Source organism: Pseudomonas sp. zfem005 (assembly GCF_032621735.1).
Classification (GTDB): domain Bacteria; phylum Pseudomonadota; class Gammaproteobacteria; order Pseudomonadales; family Pseudomonadaceae; genus Metapseudomonas; species Metapseudomonas solani.
In genome coordinates, this window is the sequence record NZ_JAVYJE010000009.1 from 40,637 (window position 1) to 58,220 (window position 17,584).

Annotated in this window: 16 protein-coding genes and 1 pseudogene; 14 read left to right on the forward strand and 3 right to left on the reverse strand. The window is 68.2% G+C overall.

The window, feature by feature from the left end; genetic code table 11:
* Positions 1–5 precede the first annotated feature (5 nt).
* The 4 genes from RTW82_RS20180 to RTW82_RS20195 all read left to right on the forward strand — a co-directional run bounded on the left by RTW82_RS20180 (position 6) and on the right by RTW82_RS20195 (position 4,720).
* On the forward strand, positions 6–671 hold the full coding sequence (locus RTW82_RS20180) for an amino acid ABC transporter permease (protein ID WP_037022405.1): 666 nt from the start codon (positions 6–8) through the stop codon (positions 669–671).
* Positions 668–1,402, forward strand: a complete 735-nt coding sequence (locus RTW82_RS20185) for an amino acid ABC transporter ATP-binding protein (RefSeq protein ID WP_021222213.1) — start codon at positions 668–670, stop codon at positions 1,400–1,402. The genes RTW82_RS20180 and RTW82_RS20185 overlap by 4 nt, the downstream gene beginning before the upstream one ends.
* A gap of 94 nt (positions 1,403–1,496) precedes the next feature.
* Positions 1,497–3,401 carry an ATP-binding protein gene (locus tag RTW82_RS20190; protein ID WP_316926228.1) on the forward strand — a complete coding sequence of 635 codons (1,905 nt, stop codon included), beginning with the start codon at positions 1,497–1,499 and terminating at the stop codon, positions 3,399–3,401.
* Positions 3,398–4,720 (forward strand): sigma-54 dependent transcriptional regulator, encoded by a 1,323-nt coding sequence (locus RTW82_RS20195; RefSeq protein ID WP_316926229.1) that lies wholly within the window; start codon positions 3,398–3,400, stop codon positions 4,718–4,720. The genes RTW82_RS20190 and RTW82_RS20195 overlap by 4 nt, the downstream gene beginning before the upstream one ends.
* Positions 4,721–4,979: 259 nt before the next feature.
* On the opposite strand, the gene RTW82_RS20200 is transcribed toward RTW82_RS20195, so the two are convergent.
* On the reverse strand, positions 4,980–5,729 hold the full coding sequence (locus RTW82_RS20200) for a 3-oxoacyl-ACP reductase family protein (protein ID WP_316926230.1): 750 nt from the start codon (positions 5,727–5,729) through the stop codon (positions 4,980–4,982).
* 145 nt (positions 5,730–5,874) lie between these two features.
* Between RTW82_RS20200 and RTW82_RS20205 the strand changes: the two genes are divergently transcribed.
* From RTW82_RS20205 to RTW82_RS20215, 3 genes are all read left to right on the forward strand, one after another.
* Positions 5,875–6,822 (forward strand): LysR family transcriptional regulator, encoded by a 948-nt coding sequence (locus RTW82_RS20205; RefSeq protein WP_316926231.1) that lies wholly within the window; start codon positions 5,875–5,877, stop codon positions 6,820–6,822.
* Positions 6,823–6,937: 115 nt separating this feature from the next.
* Positions 6,938–7,180 carry a hypothetical protein gene (locus tag RTW82_RS20210; protein WP_263403468.1) on the forward strand — a complete coding sequence of 81 codons (243 nt, stop codon included), beginning with the start codon at positions 6,938–6,940 and terminating at the stop codon, positions 7,178–7,180.
* 71 nt (positions 7,181–7,251) lie between these two features.
* Positions 7,252–7,716: an SRPBCC family protein gene (locus RTW82_RS20215; protein ID WP_316926232.1), complete on the forward strand. Its 465-nt coding sequence runs from the start codon at positions 7,252–7,254 to the stop codon at positions 7,714–7,716.
* An 86-nt stretch (positions 7,717–7,802) separates the two neighbouring features.
* Here RTW82_RS20215 and RTW82_RS20220 read toward each other — a convergent pair whose 3' ends face one another.
* Complete coding sequence (locus tag RTW82_RS20220) at positions 7,803–8,537, reverse strand: siderophore-interacting protein (RefSeq protein ID WP_316926233.1); 735 nt, start codon at positions 8,535–8,537, stop codon at positions 7,803–7,805.
* Positions 8,538–8,609: 72 nt separating this feature from the next.
* Here RTW82_RS20220 and RTW82_RS20225 point away from each other — a divergent pair, with 72 nt between their 5' ends.
* The 4 genes from RTW82_RS20225 to RTW82_RS20240 all read left to right on the forward strand — a co-directional run bounded on the left by RTW82_RS20225 (position 8,610) and on the right by RTW82_RS20240 (position 11,218).
* A complete protein-coding gene (locus tag RTW82_RS20225; RefSeq protein ID WP_316926234.1) occupies positions 8,610–9,050 on the forward strand; it encodes a MarR family winged helix-turn-helix transcriptional regulator in 441 nt (146 codons plus the stop codon).
* An 83-nt stretch (positions 9,051–9,133) separates the two neighbouring features.
* Entirely contained in the window at positions 9,134–9,841 is a 708-nt protein-coding gene (locus RTW82_RS20230; RefSeq protein WP_316926235.1) for a DUF1963 domain-containing protein, read from the forward strand.
* Between the two features lie 42 nt (positions 9,842–9,883).
* Positions 9,884–10,450, forward strand: coding sequence for a DUF4291 domain-containing protein (locus tag RTW82_RS20235; RefSeq protein WP_316926236.1), 567 nt, complete (start codon positions 9,884–9,886; stop codon positions 10,448–10,450).
* A 114-nt stretch (positions 10,451–10,564) separates the two neighbouring features.
* A complete protein-coding gene (locus tag RTW82_RS20240) occupies positions 10,565–11,218 on the forward strand; it encodes a peroxiredoxin (RefSeq protein WP_316926237.1) in 654 nt (217 codons plus the stop codon).
* A 29-nt stretch (positions 11,219–11,247) separates the two neighbouring features.
* Here RTW82_RS20240 and RTW82_RS20245 read toward each other — a convergent pair whose 3' ends face one another.
* Complete coding sequence (locus RTW82_RS20245; protein ID WP_316926238.1) at positions 11,248–11,892, reverse strand: class I SAM-dependent methyltransferase; 645 nt, start codon at positions 11,890–11,892, stop codon at positions 11,248–11,250.
* Positions 11,893–12,032: 140 nt separating this feature from the next.
* Here RTW82_RS20245 and RTW82_RS20250 point away from each other — a divergent pair, with 140 nt between their 5' ends.
* The 3 genes and pseudogenes from RTW82_RS20250 to RTW82_RS20260 all read left to right on the forward strand — a co-directional run bounded on the left by RTW82_RS20250 (position 12,033) and on the right by RTW82_RS20260 (position 17,436).
* Positions 12,033–13,154, forward strand: coding sequence for an efflux RND transporter periplasmic adaptor subunit (locus RTW82_RS20250; protein ID WP_316926239.1), 1,122 nt, complete (start codon positions 12,033–12,035; stop codon positions 13,152–13,154).
* A gap of 1 nt (position 13,155) precedes the next feature.
* Positions 13,156–16,206 (forward strand): annotated as a pseudogene (locus RTW82_RS20255) (efflux RND transporter permease subunit); the annotation flags it as partial.
* 18 nt (positions 16,207–16,224) lie between these two features.
* A complete protein-coding gene (locus tag RTW82_RS20260; protein WP_316926441.1) occupies positions 16,225–17,436 on the forward strand; it encodes a Bcr/CflA family efflux MFS transporter in 1,212 nt (403 codons plus the stop codon).
* Positions 17,437–17,584: the final 148 nt, after the last annotated feature.

Below are 17,584 nucleotides of genomic sequence, written 5' to 3' on the forward strand. Positions count from 1 at the left end.
TGGAGATGGATTTCAGCGCAATCATCCCCGCCCTGCCGGGCCTGGTCGACGGCATGCTGATGACCCTGCAGCTCATGGTGCTGGGCATCATCGGCGGCGTGGTGCTCGGCACCCTGCTGGCGCTCATGCGCCTGTCGCACAACCCGCTGCTGTCGAAGCTCGGCGCCCTGTACGTCAACTACTTCCGCTCCATCCCGCTGCTGCTGGTGATCACCTGGTTCTACTTCGCGGTGCCCTTCGTGCTGCGCTGGATCACCGGCGAAGACACCCCGGTGGGCGCGTTCACCTCCTGCCTCATCGCCTTCATGATGTTCGAGGCGGCGTACTTCTGCGAAATCGTCCGCGCCGGCATCCAGGCCATCCCCCGTGGGCAGATGGGCGCCGCCCAGGCCCTGGGCATGACCTACGGCCAGACCATGCGCCTGATCATCCTGCCCCAGGCGTTCCGCAAGATGACCCCGCTGCTGCTGCAGCAAAGCATCATCCTGTTCCAGGACACCTCGCTCGTTTACACCGTGGGCCTGATGGACTTCCTCAACGCCGCCCGTTCCCGTGGCGACATCATCGGCCAGCCGCACGAATTCCTGATCTTCGCCGGCCTGGTGTACTTCACCGTCAGCTTCGCCGCCTCGCAGCTGGTCAAGCTCCTGCAAAAAAGGTTAGCCGTATGATTTCGATCAAGAACGTCAACAAGTGGTACGGGGAATTCCAGGTGCTGACCGACTGCAGCACCGAGGTCCAGAAAGGTGAAGTGGTGGTCGTCTGCGGGCCGTCCGGCTCCGGCAAATCCACCTTGATCAAGTGCGTCAACGCGCTGGAGCCCTTCCAGAAGGGCGACATCGTCGTCGACGGCACCTCCATCGCCGACAAGAAGACCGACCTGCCCAAGCTGCGCTCCCGCGTTGGCATGGTGTTCCAGCACTTCGAGCTGTTTCCGCACCTGTCGATCACCGAAAACCTCACCATCGCCCAGATCAAGGTGCTCGGCCGCAGCAAGGAAGAAGCCACCGCCAAGGGCCTCAAGCTGCTGGAGCGCGTCGGCCTCTCCGCCCACGCCCACAAGCACCCCGGCCAACTCTCCGGCGGCCAGCAGCAGCGCGTCGCCATCGCCCGCGCCCTGGCCATGGACCCGGTGGTGATGCTGTTCGACGAACCCACCTCGGCGCTCGACCCGGAGATGGTCAACGAAGTGCTCGACGTGATGGTGCAGCTGGCCAACGAAGGCATGACCATGATGTGCGTGACCCACGAGATGGGCTTCGCCCGCAAGGTCGCCGACCGGGTGATCTTCATGGACGCCGGCCAGATCGTCGAAGACTGCCCCAAGGAAGAGTTCTTCGGCGACGTCAGCCAGCGCTCCGAACGCGCCCAGCAGTTCCTCGCCAAGATCCTGCAACACTGATGCACCGCGCCCCTCTCCACCTCGGAGAGGGGCCGCGTCGCCCCACCCGCCGCTCGGCACCCCGCACCGACTGGCAAGGCCCGGACCACTTATGATGCAATGCCCTCCCGCCAGCCTCCGCGCCGTGCCGCCCGCATTGACCGTGAAACCGCGCCTGCTCCGCCACCTCTCGCTGACCCTGCTGCTGGTCCTGGCCATGTTCGGCGTCGGCTGGGTCGGCTACCACCTCAGCGAGCTCTCCGGCATCCGCGCCCTGCGCGAGAACGGCGAACGCCAGCTGGAACTCCACGCCCGCGCCGTGGAGAGCGAGATCAACCGCTACACCTACCTGCCCAGCCTGCTGGAGCTGGAATCCAGCGTCAGCCACCTGCTGCTCAACCCCACGCCCTACCGGCGCAACCTGGTCAACGACTACCTCGAAGGGCTCAACCGCCGCAGCGGCAACCGCGCCATCTTCCTCCTCGACACCAACGGCCGCGTGCTGGCCACCAGCAACTGGCGCGACGCCGACAGCTTCCTCGGTGAAGACCTGGCCTTCCGCGCCTACTTCCAGCAAGCGATGAAGGGCGAGCCCGGGCGCTTCTACGGCATCGGCAGCACCACGGGCGAGGCCGGCTACTACCTGGCCCACGGCCTGCGCTACGAAGGCCGCATCATCGGCGTCGCGGTGGTCAAGGTGAAGCTCGAGGCGCTGCAGGAGCGCTGGGAAAAGGCCCGCCTGCAGGCCTTCGTCAGCGACGAGAACGGCATCATCATCCTCTCCAGCGACCCGGTCCTGCGTATGAAGGCCATCCGCGCGCTCTCCGCCGAAGACAAGGAGCGCCTGGCCCGCAGCCTGCAGTACCACTGGTGGGCGCTCAACGAATGGCAACCGCGTTCGCGCCAGGACCTGGGCGACGGCCTGGAAACCCTCAGCTTCGCCTCGCCCCTGCCCGACGGCGGCGAACAGGAAATCGCCTACCTGGCACAGAGCCGGCCGCTCAGCGACACCCCCTGGCACTTCACCCTGCTCTCGCCCCTGGCCGACCTGCGCCGCGAGGCCGTCATCCACGGCCTGCTGGCCGCCGCCGGCCTGGCCCTGCTGGCCTTCCTCGCCATCGCCTGGAACGAGCGGCGCAAGGTGCTCGCCACCCGCCTCGCCGCCCGCGAGGCGCTGCTCCAGGCCAACAACGAACTGGAGCGCAAGATCGCCGAACGTACCCAGGACCTGCGCTCCAGCAACCAGCGCCTGATGGGCGAGATCCGCGAACGCCGGCAGACCGAGGAAAACCTGCGCAAGGCCCAGGACGGCCTGGTCCAGGCCGGCAAACTGGCGGTGATCGGGCAGATGTCCACCAGCATCGCCCACGAGCTCAACCAGCCCCTGGCCGCCCTGCGCACCCTCTCCGGCAACACCGTGCGCTTCCTCCAGCGCGGCGCGCTGGACGTGGCCAGCACCAACCTCACCGCCATCAACGAGCTGGTCGATCGCATGGGCCGCATCACCGCCAGCCTGCGCGCCTTCGCCCGGCGTGCCGACGACCATGGCCAGGCCAGCCTGGGCAAGGCCGTGGACGCGGCGCTGTTCATCCTCCACACGCGCCTGGAACACACCCCGCTGACCCTGCACCGCGCCTTCACCGATGCTCGCCTGGCCATCGACCAGACCCGCCTGGAGCAGATCCTGGTCAACCTCATCGCCAACGCCCTGGACGCCATGAGCGGCCAGGCCGACTGCCAGCTCTGGCTCGACGGCCACGACGAAGACGGCACCTACATCCTCCGTGTGCGCGACAACGGCCCCGGCATCTCCCCGGCCGTGCGCGAGCACCTGTTCGAACCCTTCTTCACCACCAAGCCCGGCGAACACGGCCTGGGCCTTGGCCTCACCCTGTCCGCCAGCCTCGCCACCGCCGCCGGTGGCAGCCTTGGCGTGCAACACCCCGAGGACGGCGGCACGGCCTTCGAGCTGCGCCTGCCGCAGATCGCCGCCCCCTCCGAAACGAGCACCCGCCCATGACCGAGCCGCTCAGCGTCCTTATCGTCGAAGACGACCCCCACGTCCTGCTCGGCTGCCAGCAGGCACTGGCCCTGGAAGACATCCCCAGCATCGGTGTCGCCAGCGCCGAGGAAGCCCTCAAGCAGATCGGCACCGACTTCGCCGGCATCGTCATCAGCGACATCCGCCTGCCGGGCATCGACGGCCTCGAGCTGCTCGCCCGCCTCAAGGCCCGCGACCGCAGCCTGCCGGTGGTACTGATCACCGGCCACGGCGACATCTCCATGGCGGTGGGCGCCATGCGCGACGGTGCCTACGACTTCATGGAGAAGCCCTTCTCCCCCGAACGCCTGGTGGAGGTCACGCGGCGCGCCCTGGAGCAGCGCGGCCTGGCCCGCGAGGTCACCGCCCTGCGCCGCCAACTGGCCGGGCGCCAGTCGCTGGAGCAACGCATCATCGGCCGCTCGCCGGCCATGCAGGCCCTGCGCGAGCTGATCGCCAACGTCGCCGACACCGCCGCCAACGTGCTGATCGAAGGCGAGACCGGCACCGGCAAGGAACTGGTCGCCCGCTGCCTGCACGACTACAGCCGGCGCCAGCCCCAGCAGTTCGTCGCACTCAACTGCGGCGGCCTGCCGGAAAACCTCTTCGACAGCGAAATCTTCGGCCACGAGGCCCACGCCTTCACCGGCGCCGGCAAGCGCCGCATCGGCAAGATCGAGCACGCCCACAACGGCACCCTGTTCCTCGACGAGATCGAGAGCATGCCCATGAACCTGCAGATCAAGTTCCTCCGCGTGCTGCAGGAGCAGACCCTGGAGCGCCTCGGCTCCAACCAGCCGATCCCCGTGGACTGCCGCGTGGTCGCCGCCACCAAGGCCGACCTCGACGAACAGGGCAAGGCCGGCCAGTTCCGCAGCGACCTCTACTACCGCCTCAACGTGGTGACCCTGGAACTGCCGCCGCTGCGCGACCGCCGCGAAGACATCCTGCTGCTGTTCGACCACTTCCTGCAGCTCGCCTCGCTGCGCTTCGACCGCGCCATGCCGGAGATCGACCGCGCCACCGTCTCCAGCCTCATGGCCCACGACTGGCCGGGCAACGTGCGCGAACTGCGCAACGTCGCCGAGCGCTACGCCCTTGGCCTCCCCGTGTTCAAGAAGACCGGCCTGGCCCTGGACAGCAACGAACCCAGCTTCGCCGAAGCCGTGGAAGCCTTCGAACGCAACCTCCTCGGCGACGCCCTGGAACGCCACGGCGGCAACCTCAGCCAGGCCGCCATCGCCCTCGGCATGGCCAAGACCACCCTGTTCGACAAGGTCAAGAAATACGGGCTCTGATCCGCCCCCAGCCAAACCCGGACGCCCTCGCCACGTAGGGTGGACCCCGCTCCACCGGTCCACCTTCCGTGCCCGCCGGCCACTCCGCTGGTGGATGAAAAGAGCGTCATCCACCCTACAAAGGTGCCACCGCAAGACGCCAAGGATGGAAATGGGTGTAGGGGCGAATTCATTCGCCCGCTCCTCTGCTGGGCACCGAAAACGAGCCACAAACAAAAACGCCGGCCCAGTGGCCGGCGTTTTCCTTGTGCCCGAGTCGTCAGGCTGCGAAACCACCGTCGATCGTCAGGTTGGCACCGGTGATGTAGCCCGCTTCCGGGCCGGCCAGGTAGGCCACGAAGCTGGCGATCTCCTCGGCCTTGCCGTAGCGCGCCAGCGCCATCATCTGCTTGAGCGATTCGGCGAAGTCGCCTTCGGCCGGGTTCATGTCGGTGTCCACCGGGCCGGGCTGCACGTTGTTCACGGTGATGCCACGGGGCCCCAGGTCACGGGACAGGCCCTGGGTGAAGCCCGCCACCGCCGCCTTGCTCATGGCGTAGACCGAGCCACCGGCAAAGGGCATACGCTCGGCGTTGGTGCTGCCGATGGTGATGATGCGGCCACCCTCGCCCATCACCCGGGCGGCTTCCTGGCTGGCGATCACCACGCTGCGCACGTTCACCGACAGGGTGCGGTCGAGGTCTTCGATGGCGAATTCCTCGATGGGCGCCACCGCCAGCACGCCGGCGTTGTTCACCAGGATGTCGAGGCGCCCGAAGGTATCGACGGTATAGCGGATGGCGCCGCGCAGGGCCTGCTCGTCGCTGCTGTCGGCCTTGATGGCCAGGGCGCGGCCACCCGCCGCTTCGATGGCTTTCACCACCTCTTCGGCGGCCTGGCCGGAGGCGGCGTAGGTCAGCGCCACGGCGGCGCCTTCACGGGCCAGGCGCTGGGCGATGGCAGCACCGATACCGCGGGAGCCGCCCTGGATGAATGCAACCTTGCCGCTGAGGGTTTGAGTCGAGGTCATGATGGTTCTCCAATTGTCTGTAGGGGGATTCGGGCTTGGCCGGTTGGCTGTTGCTCGATGACGGGGCCAGTATCGGAGAGATATTCACAACCGATAAGCCGGCAATCGCTATATTCTTCCGATCCAAACGGTTTACAGTGACGCCATGGGAACCCTGAACAACATCGAATGCTTCGTCCGCAGCGCTGAGGCCGGCAGCTTCGCCGAGGCCGCACGGCGCCTGGGCCTGACGCCAGCGGCGGTCGGCAAGAACGTGGCGAAACTGGAAAGCGGGCTGGGGGTGCGGCTGTTCCAGCGTAGTACACGCAGCCTGAAACTCACCGAGGCCGGTGAACGATTCCTCGCCGAGGTCAGCGGCGGCCTCGCCACCCTCCAGGGCGCGGTGGCCAACCTCGCCAGCGCGGGCGGCCAGCCGGCGGGCAACCTCAAGGTGAGCATGGGGCTGATGTTCGGCCGCGAGTACATCGTGCCGCTGCTCGAGGGCTTCCTCGCCCGCTATCCCGCCATCGTCCCCGACTGGCATTTCGACAACCGCCAGGTGGACCTCATCGGCGAAGGCTTCGACATCGGCATCGGCGGCGGTTTCGAGCTGCCCCAGGGGGTGATCGCCCGGCAGATCGGCCCGGGGCATCGCGTGCTGCTGGCCTCCCCCGGCTACCTGGAGAAACACCCGCAGCCACAAGCGCCGGCGGACCTCCCCCAGCACGACGGCATCCTCCTGCGTTCGCCGCAGACAGGCCGCGTGCGCAACTGGGTGCTGCGCAACGGCAGTGACGACCAGGCCACCATCGACCTGCGGCCGCGCATGCTGATGAGCGACCCGGAAGCCGCCTGCCACGCCGCGTGCATGGGCCTGGGCATCACACTGGTGAGCACGGTGCACGCGGTGCACTTCATCGAGCGCGGCCAGCTGGTGCGGGTACTGCCGGACTGGCACGTGCTCTCCGACCCGCTGTGCCTCTACTTCAGCGCGCAGAAGCTGTTGCCGGCCAAGACTCGCGTCTTCATCGACCATGTGGTGCACGCCTTCCGCGAGCAGGGCCTGGCCGAACGCTTCTCCGCCCAGGGCCCCGCCTGCGGCGGCCGGGGCTGATCGGCACCGTTGCCACTCAGGCAATAGTCATTATCGAAGTGGGTGATTTTTCCGCCCCCGGGGCCGCGGATAACCTTTGTTCATCAAAGGACAACGCCACCCCAGGGGGCCCGAAATGAATCGCCTGCTCGCCATCGCACTCGCCGCTACCACCCTCATCCTCGCCGGCTGCGCCAGCCAACCGGAGCCGCGCCCGTACACCGATGCCGAGGTCAAGCAGTTCTCCCTGGAGATGCTCAACCGCGCCGGCCTGTCCTACGAGGATTACGAGAAAGTCCGCTCCGCGCTGATGAACCCCAAGGTCTCCAGCGCCAGCCGCGACTACGAGGCCGCCTTCATCCGCCGCAACGAGGGCTGAACCCGGGGCTATGCTTTGCGCTTGACCGCCTGGCCACCAGGCGGCCCCGACCGAGTGAAAGGCCCGCCCCAATGAGCAGCACCGCCTCCCCCACCGCCCATCGCGAATGCGCCACCTCACGGCTCATCGATGCACCGCCGGCCCGGGTATTCCGCGCCATCGCCAGCCCCGAGCACCTCGCCCGCTGGTGGGGCCCGAACGGCTTCAGCAGCACCTTCGACACCTTCGAATTCCGCCCCGACGGCGCCTGGCGCTTCACCCTGCATGGCCCCGATGGCACCGACTACCCCAACCACAACGTGTTCCGCGAGATCACCCCCGGGCGGGTGCTGATCGAACACCTCTCCGACGACCACCACTTCTTCCTCACCATCACCCTCACGCTCGAGGGCACCGGCACGCGGGTGGGCTGGCAGCAGGTCTTCGACAGCGCGGAACACCGCGAACAGATCGCCGCCTTCGTGCTGCCGGCCAACGAGGAAAATCTCGACCGCCTAACCGCCGAAGTGCACAACGTCGACTGGCCCATGGCCTAAGCGCCACAGCACCCGCACCGCACCGCACCGCACCGCACCCGTAGGATGGCGTAGAGCGCAGCGAAACCCATCGATGCGCCGCCAACTCAGTCCCCCAGGTCCTCATGGTGGTCCGAGAACCCCTGCCGCCAGTAGGCCGCGACGCGCATCGCCTCCTTCGGCTGCCCCTTCTCCACCAGCAGGGCGCGGGTGCGGGTCATCATCCCGTGCTCGCCGGCTCCCCAGGCGTAGCCTTCGCCAGCCGGCAGCTGCAGGGCCTGTACGGCGGCGACCAGTTCCTCCTGCGTATCCACCCAGCGCAGGTCGAGGTTCGCGGCGCTGCGCAAATCGCGGCGGTCGGCCTCGGCCAGCTGCACGATGGCGGTGACGCGGGCGCCGGCCGGCAGCTCCTCCAGGCGGCGGTGGATCGCCGGCAAGGCGCTGGAGTCGCCCACCAGCAGGTGCCAGTCGTAATCCAGGGGGATGATCATCGAGCCGCGCGGACCGCCGATCAGCGCGGAGTCGCCCGGCTGCGTGCGCTCGGCCCATTCGCAGGCGCCGCCCTCGCCGTGCAGGGCGAATTCGAGGGTCAGCTCGCGACGTTCAAGATCGAAGTGGCGCGGCGTGTAGTCGCGGCGGATGAGTTCGCCCTGCTCGTCCACGAACATGAACTTGATGTGGTCATCGAAGGAGGCGGAAACGAAGTCCGCCAGTTCGTCACCGCCGAAGGTGACGCTCATGAAATGCGGGCTGATGCGCTCAACGCGGAGCACGTCCAGCTCGCGGCGGCGCAGTTCGTGGCGCACGCGCTGCACGCGGCGGGTCTGTACGGGTTGGTCCATGGGTTGTTGCTCGCAAGGGATGGTTGATAACATCAACGATCATAAAAACCACTAGTTGATATTGTCAACCATATGACCGCCGATACAGCCGAAGACGTCTTCGAATCCATCCACTCCGTCATGCACCTCTACCGCGCCCGGCAATACCGGTCGCTGCGCGACGGCGCCCACGACCTCGCCCACATGGAATTCAAGGCGCTGAACTTCTTCGCCCACAATCCGGGGGCGACCCAGAGCGACCTGGTGGCCCACTCCGGGCGCGACAAGGCGCAGATCGCCCGCCTGATCCAGGCGTTGCGCGCCAAGGCGCTGCTGGAAGGCAAGGCCGACGAGGCCGACAAGCGCAGCATCCGGCTCTACCCCACCGCCGCCGGCACGGCTCTCCACCAGGCGGTGCGCCAACAGGGCCGACGCCTCAACCAGGTGGCGGTGGACGGCTTCAGCCAGGCGGAATGCCAGCAGTTGCTCGACCTGCTGGCGCGGGTGCAGGCCAACCTGAACGCCGAAGACTGACGCCCAACCCCCGAGGGATGCGCAGCGGCCGCCGACACCGCAGAATAGGCGCCGTGATTTTCCCCACCGGTCAGGGACGACAGATGCACGACAACGATGAAATCCAGGCGATCCGCCAGCAGTTGGCCCGCCCCGCCACGCAGTTCACCGCTGGCGGCTTCCGCCCCACCCAGGCCGACGACGAAAGCTGGCTGGGCCGGGTCTTCCTGTTCCGCCCCAACGAAGGCATCCCCTGCAACGCGGCCGGGGACGCCATGCTGCCCCTGGCCCAGTTCCACCTGCCGAGCCTGCCGGTCAACCACCCGCTGCTGGCGGATGTACAGGTGCTGACCCTGTTCATCTCCGCCGATTTCGGCGAGCCGCTGGAGCCCATGGGCGCCCACTGGCTCATCCGTGAATACGGTCACCACGAGGTGCTGGAGCGCAAGGAGCTGGCCGCGCCGGCTTCCTTCATCAAACCCTTCCCGCTCAAGGCCGAACGGCTGGACGAGGACTACCCGCTATGGGACGGCGGCGGCGTGCCGGCGGACCTGGAAGACCGCATCCTCGAACTGGAGCGCCAAGGCACGATCGACAGCTACTACGACATCGTCAGCCACTGCTACGCGCACAAGATCGGCGGCTACCCGTCCTTCTGCCAGTCCGGCATCGACCCGGGCGACGGCTTCGAATTCGTCTTCCAGATCTCCTCCGACGCCAAGATCAACCTCAACGTCGTGGACAGCGGCAGCCTGATGTTCTGGAAGCACCGCAGCAGCGGCGAATGGGCGCTCTACTACGACTTCTACTGAGCCGCGCCCCCTCACCCACGCTTCATCCCAATGCAGGAATCCATGCAGGCCATCCCCCAGAAACAGATCAGGGCCCACTACGACGCCCGCACCCTCCGCGTCTACCAGGCCTATTCCGATGCCATCGCCGACAGCGCGCTGGCCCACGGCACCTTCGTCTCGCCGCCCTTCAAGCTGGAGCGCATGACCTGGATAAAACCCTCCTTCCTCTGGATGATGTACCGCGCCGGCTGGGGCCTGAAGGACAGCGGGCAGAATCGCATCCTCGCCCTCGACATCAGCCACGAAGGCTTCGCCTGGGCCCTGGCCAACAGCTGCCCCAGCCACCCGGAGCCGGGCCAGGGCAAGGAGGAATGGGAGCGCATCAAGAACGCCTCGCCGGTGCGCATCCAGTGGGACCCGGAACGCAACCTGCACCTCGAACCGCAGCCCCACCGCGCGATCCAGATCGGCCTGGGCCCGGAGGCTTCAAGGCGCTACGTGGAGCAGTGGATACAGGGCATTTCCGAGGTCACCGGCCTGGCCCATGACATCCACGCCTTGGTGCAGGCCGGAGAGCTGGAAGAGGCGCGGCGCAGGCTGCCCGAAGAGCGCGAATACATCCCTTGAAACACCTGCTCCTCCGACCCGGCCGGCGGCGTGCGTCAGCGGGTTAGCGTCGTCACGAAAGCCGTCTACGCTCACCCACGACCCGCCCGCCATCCACTTCAGGAGGACACCACCATGGCATTGCGCATCAACGATACGGTCCCTGACTTCAAGGCCGAAACCGACCAGGGCAGCATCAGCTTCCACGATTGGATCGGCTCCAACTGGGCCATCCTCTTCTCCCATCCCAAGGACTTCACCCCGGTGTGCACCACCGAGTTCGGCGCCGTGGCGCAACTGGCCGCCGAATGGGCCAAGCGCGGCACCCAGGTGATCGGCGTCTCGGTGGACGGGGTGCAGGCGCACCAGAAGTGGAAGGGTGATATCGAGACGTTCTGTGGCGCCAACGCGACCTTCCCGATCATCGCCGACGAGTCCCTGGCCGTGTCCAAGGCCTTCGACATGCTGCCCGCGGAGGCCTACCTGCCCGATGGCCGCACCGCCGCCGACACCGCCACCGTGCGCTCGGTGTTCATCATCGGCCCGGACAAGAAGCTCAAGCTGTCCATGACCTACCCGATGTCCGTGGGCCGCAACTTCGCCGAGGTACTGCGCGCCCTCGACGCCCTGCAGCTGACCTACAACGTGCCCCTGGCCACCCCGGCCAACTGGACCGAAGGCCAGGACGTGATCGTCGCCCTCGCCCTCAATGACGACCAGGCCCGCGAGAAGTACGGCAGCATCGACATCAAGCTGCCCTACCTGCGCACCACCGCCGCGCCGAAGTAGGTCCGCTCCACCCGGTGGTAGCCCGGGCTTCAGTCCGGGGCCACCGTCCCGCTCCTGCGCCACACGCTCGCCACCCAGGGCTGCTGCTCCCGCGGCAGGCCCGCCGGGCGGTAGTAATGCTCCAGCTCCTCGAACCCCGCCGCCTCCAGCAGCGCCTTCCAGGCCGGGAAGTCGTGCCAGGCGCCGTAGCGGTTGCCGCTCCAGCCTTCCTGGTTCTGCCCGCGCGGGTTGGAGCTGAACAGCACCCCACCCGGCTTCAGCGTCGCGTGCAGCTGGCGCAGCACCCTCGGCAGCTCCTGCCCCGGCACGTGGAACAGCGTGGCATTGGCGAACACACCATCGAAGCGCCCATCCGGCAACTGCAGGTCGAGGAAGGACTGCAACCACACCTCGCACCCGGAATCCGCCCGTGCCATCTCGACGAAACGCTCGGCGCCGTCCAGCCCCACCGGCGTGTGGCCCAGGGCGCGGAAGGTGCGCAGGTCGCGCCCCGGCCCGCAGCCGAAATCGAGGATGGCCAGCGGCGCCGCGCCGTGGATATGCCGCAGCAGGGCCTCGATGTTCTGGCTCACATCATGGTCGCGGGTGTTCTCGCGGAAGCCCTCGGCGTTCTGGTTGTAGTCGTCCAGGGTGGTGGCGCTGAGGCTGGCGAGTTCATCGGGCTGCAGGGGCATCGGGGCATCTCGTGGCGGTGACCGGGCGATTCTAACCGCCCCCGCCGGCCGCCTCATTAAATGACGAACGACATCTATGCGACGAATAATATTACGCATATCATCTAAAACATCGCAGGCATCCCCGAGAGTGCAGGACCATGAACCGACACGCGCTGAACCTCCGCCCCCTGGCCCTGCTGGCAGCACTGCTGGCCATCGGCGGCTGCAACAGCCAGGCCGACACCCGGAACGCCGCCAGCGGCCCGCAGCCACGCCCGGTACTGGCCGCCCAGGTGGAAAGCGCCAGCCACCACCAGGCCGCCTACACCGGGGTGGTGGCGGCGCGCACCGAGAGCGACCTGGGCTTCCGCGTCGGCGGCAAGGTGATCGAGCGCCGCGTCGACCCCGGCGCCCGGGTGGCCAAGGGCGACACCCTGCTGGTGCTGGATATCGAGGACTTCGAGCTGGCCCTGCGCGCCGCCAACAACCGCGTCAGCGCCGCCCGTGCGCAACTGCGCCAGGCCCGTGACGACGAAAGCCGCTACCGCCGCCTGTCCACCACCGGCGCCGTGTCGCGCCAGGTGTTCGACCAGGCCGCCACCAACCTGCGGGTCGCCGAGGCCGAACTGGCCGCCGCCAGCTCCGAAGCCAGCCAGGTGCAGAACCGCCGCAGCTACTCGACCCTCAAGGCCGATGGCGACGGCATCATCACCGACGTGCGCGTCGAGCGCGGCCAGGTGGTCGCCGAAGGGCAGATCGTCGCCCGCCTGGCCCACGACGGCGCCCGCGAAGCGGTGATCGACCTGCCGGAAACCCAGCGCGCCCTGGCCGGCAGCGATGCCCTCGCCTACCCCTTCGATGCCCGCGAGCAGGCGGTGAAAGCCACCTTGCGCGAGCTCTCCGCCTCCGCCGACCCGGTCACCCGCACCTACCGCGCCCGCTACATCCTCGATGGCGCCGCCGAGCGCTTCAGCATCGGTTCCACCATCACCGTGCGCTTGCAGAGCGAGCAGGCCGAGCTGCTGCGGGTGCCCATCGGCGCCCTGCACAACCCGGGTTCGGGCAGCGGCGTCTGGGTCATAGGCGAAGACGACAGCGTGCACTTCGCCGCCGTGAAGGTCGCCCGCCTCGGCCAGGAATACGCCCTGCTGGAAGGCGGCGTCAGCGCCGGCCAGCGCGTGGTCGCCCTCGGCGCCCACCTGCTGCACGAGGGCGACAAGGTGCGCCTGCTGCCCGGCCAGGCCCTGGCGCTGGCCCGCCAGAACGACGAGGTGCGCTGAGATGCGCGGCCTCAACCTCTCCGAAATCGCCGTACGCAACCCGGCGGTGACCCTGTTCCTGATCATCGCGGTGATCCTTTCCGGGGTCTTCGCCTTCGGCAAGCTGGGCCGCGCCGAAGACCCCTCCTTCACCGTCAAGACCATGACCGTCACCGCCACCTGGCCCGGCGCCACCGCGCGGGAGATGCAGGAACAGGTCGCCGACCGCCTGGAGAAGCGCCTGCAGGAGCTGGACTTCTACGACCGCGTGGAAACCATCGCCCAGCCCGGCTTCGTCTCGATGAAGGTGCAGTTCCTCGAATCCACCCGCCCCGGCGATATCCAGGAGCTGTTCTACCAGACCCGCAAGAAGCTCAGTGACGAGGCCGCCCGCCTGCCCCGTGGCGTGCAGGGGCCGTTCTTCAACGACGAATACTCCGATGTCTATTTCGCCCTCTATGCCCTGGAGGCCAAGGCCCTGCCCCACCGCGAGCTGGTGAAGATGGCCGAGGACCTGCGCCAGGGCTTCCTGCGCCTGCCGGGGGTGAAGAAGGTCAATATCCTCGGCGAGCAGGCCCAGCGCGTGTTCGTCGAGTTCTCCTACCAGCGCCTGGCCACCCTCGGCATCAAGCCGGAGCAGATCTTCGCCGCCCTCGCCGCGCAGAACGGCGTCTCCCCCGCCGGCTTCGTCGAAACCGCCGGCCCGCGCGCCTACATCCGCATCGACGGCGCCTTCGACACCCTCGCGCTGATCGAGAACGTGCCCATCGCCGCCGGCGGCAAGGTGCTGCGCATCGCCGACGTGGCCACGGTCAGCCGCGGCTACGAAGACCCGGCCAGCTACCGCATCCGCCACCAGGGCGACCCGGCGCTGATGCTCGGGGTGATCATGGAGCCGCACTTCAACGGCCTCGACCTGGACCGCACCCTGCAGGCCGAGGAAGACCGCATCCACGCCGACCTGCCCCTGGGCGTCAGCTTCGACAAGGTCTCCGACCAGGCGAAGAACATCCGCCTGGCGGTGGACGAATTCATGCTCAAGTTCTTCGTCGCCCTGGCCGTGGTCATGCTCATCAGCCTGCTCGCCCTGGGCTTCCGCGTCGGCCTGGTGGTGGCCGCGGCGGTGCCGCTGACGCTGTCCATCGTCTTCGTGATCATGCTGATGACCGGCCGCGAGTTCGACCGCATCACCCTCGGCGCGCTGATCCTCTCCCTCGGCCTGCTGGTGGACGACGCCATCATCGCCATCGAAATGATGGTGGTGAAGCTGGAGGAAGGCTTCGACCGCATGAAGGCCGCCACCTTCGCCTGGAGCTCCACCGCCGCGCCCATGCTCACCGGCACCCTGGTGACCATCATCGGCTTCCTGCCGGTGGGCTTCGCCCGCTCCGGCGCCGGGGAATACGCCGGCAACATCTTCTGGATCGTCGGCTTCGCCCTGATCGCCTCCTGGCTGGTGGCGGTGGTGTTCACGCCCTACCTCGGGGTGAAGATGCTGCCGCGCATCGTTCCCGTGCCCGGCGGCCACGACGCCCTCTACGCCGGCCCCTGGTACGCACGCCTGCGCCGCCTGGTGAGCGCCTGCGTCGAGCACCGTTGGCTGGTCACCGCCCTGGTGCTCGGCGCCTTCGTGCTCTGCGTGTTGGGCATGGGCGCGGTGAAGAAGCAGTTCTTCCCCAACTCCGACCGCTCCGAGCTGATCCTCGAGGTCTACATGCCGCCGGGCAGCGCCTTCAAGGCCACCGAAGCGGTGGTGGCCCAGGTGGAAAGCGCCCTGCTGGAAGAACCGCAAACCAAACTGGTGGACGCCTATGTCGGCGGCGGCGCACCACGCTTCTTCCTCTCGCTGAACCCGGAGCTGCCGGACCCGGCCTTCGCCAAGCTCATCGTGCAGACCGCCAGCGCCCACGACCGCGACGCCCTCAAGGCGCGCATGCGCGAACGCATCGCCGCCGGTGAATTCCCCTCGGCACGGGTGCGCGTCACCCAGCTGCTGTTCGGCCCGCCGGTACCCTTCCCCGTGGTGTTCCGCGTGGCCGGGCCGGACGCCGACGTGCTGCGCGGCATCGCCGAAGACGTGCGCCAGGTGGTGGCCGCCAGCGCCCTGACCCGCGACAGCTTCCTCGACTGGGGCGAGCGCACCAGCGCCTACCGCCTGGTGCTGGACCAGGACCGCCTGCGCCTGCTCGGCTTCACCCCGGACCAGGTGCGCAGCCAGGTCAACGCCCTGCTCACCGGCAACAACGTCACCGAAGTGCGCGAAGGCACCCGCAACGTGCTGGTCATCGCCCGGGCGCTGGATGACCAGCGGGAAAACCTCGGCAACCTCGCCGACCTGACCCTGACCAACGCCGCCGGGCAGTCCGTGGCGCTGGAACAGGTGGGGCGCTTCCAGGCGGTGATGGAGGACCCGGTTCTCAAGCGCCGCGACCGCGACATCACCTTCGAGGTGCGTGCCGATATCGTCGACGGCACCCAGCCACCGGACGTGGAAATGGCCGTGTGGCGCGACCTGCAGCCGCTGCTGGCACAGCTGCCGTCCGGCTACCGGGTGGAGATCGCCGGCCCGGTGGAGGAAAGCGCCAAGGCCAACAAGGCCCTGGCCGCGCTGTTCCCCATCATGATCCTGCTGACCCTGGTGGTGATCATGTTCCAGGTGCGCTCCTTCGGCGTGATGTTCATGGTCTTCGCCACCGCGCCCCTGGGGCTGATCGGCGCCGTGCCCACACTGCTGCTGTTCGACCAGCCCTTCGGCTTCAACGCCATCCTCGGCCTGATCGGCATCGGCGGCATCCTCATGCGCAACACGCTGATCTTCACCGACCAGATCCGCCAGAACCGCGAGGCCGGCCAAGAGGTGCGCGAGGCCATCATCGAAGCCACGGTGCGCCGCGCCCGCCCGGTGGTGCTCACCGCCCTGGCGGCGGCGCTGGCCTTCATCCCGCTCACGCTCTCGGTGTTCTGGTCGTCCCTGGCCTTCGTGCTCATCGGCGGCGTGCTGGTCGGCACCCTGCTCACCCTGCTGTTCCTGCCGGCACTCTGCACCCTGGTGCTGGTGCGCAAACCCCGCCGCCCACCGGAGGACTCATCCATGGACGCCACCCGCCGTTCCGGCCTGCTGCTCGCCCTGCTCGTCGGCCTCTGCGGCCTGGGCGAGGTCTCCACCCAACTGCTGCTGCCCAGCCTCGCCGCCATCGAGCACGGCTTGGCGGCAGCGCCCGGCTCGTCCCTGGTGGCGCTCTCGGTGTTCGTCGGCGCCTTCGGCGTGGGCCAACTGTTCTTCGGCCCGCTGTCGGACCGCATCGGCCGTAAGCCGGTGCTGCTGGCGGGCGTCGCCACCTATGTGCTGGCCTCGCTGTGGATGGCCTTCGCCCACTCCATGCCGGAGTTCATCGCCGGCCGCGCCCTGCAGGGCCTCGGCGCCTGCGCCGCCCTAGTGGTGGCACGGGCCATCGTGCGTGACGTCTGGCGTGAAAAAGCCGGGCCGGTCATGGCCATCACCGTGATCGGCATGCTCTGTACCATCATGCTGTCGCCGGTCATCGGCGGGCTGATCGCCGCCAAGGCCGGCTCCTGGCGGGCGGTGGTGGTGGCCACGGTGATCATCGGCATCGTCGCCCTGCTCGCCTGCACCCTGCTCTACCGCGAAAGCAACCAGGCCAAGGACCCACTCGCCGGGCGCCTGGCCACCCTCGCCGGCAACTACCGCGAACTGCTCAAGGGGGCCGAGGTGCGTGCCTTCTCCTTCGCCATCGCCGGCACCTACGGCGCCATGTTCTGCGTGATCGCCGGTTCCTCGCGGGTGTTCGTCGGCCAGCTCGGCCTGAGCCCCACCCAGTACGGGCTGGTCTTCGGCGGCATCGTCTCGGGGTTGATCACCGGCGCCATCCTCAGCAACCGCCTCATCATGAAGCTGGGCCCGGCGCGCCTGGTGGGCATCGGCACCGCGCTGGTGGCCACGGGCGCGCTGCTCACCCTCGCCATCCTGCTCGCCGCCGGCCCCTCGGTGCCCGGCCTGCTGCTGCCGCAGATGCTGCTCACCCTCGGCGCCGGCATGGTGCTGCCCGGCTCGGTGGCCGGCGCGGTGATCCCCAACCCGACCCGGGCGGGGCTCGCCGCCGGCTTCATCGGCTTCGCCCAGATGGCCGGCGCCACCTTCTCCGGCCTGCTGCTCAGCGCCCTGCAGAACGACAGCGCGCTGCCGATGATCGGCCTCAACGTCACCTTCGCCATCGCCGCTTTCGGCCTGTTCCGCCTCGCCCGGGCGCACCAGGCACGTACAGCGGCGCTGGTGACGGACTGAAGAAGGAATAGCAGCGTTGGCCGGTGCTCACCCTGCTAGGCAGGCGGCTCAGCCACTGAAAAGAATCGGGCAACGCGGGCCCACCTCTGGAGCGTGAGAGGGGGCCTGCCGTGGTGTCGCCCGAACTGCGCGAGAATGCGCGAGGTGT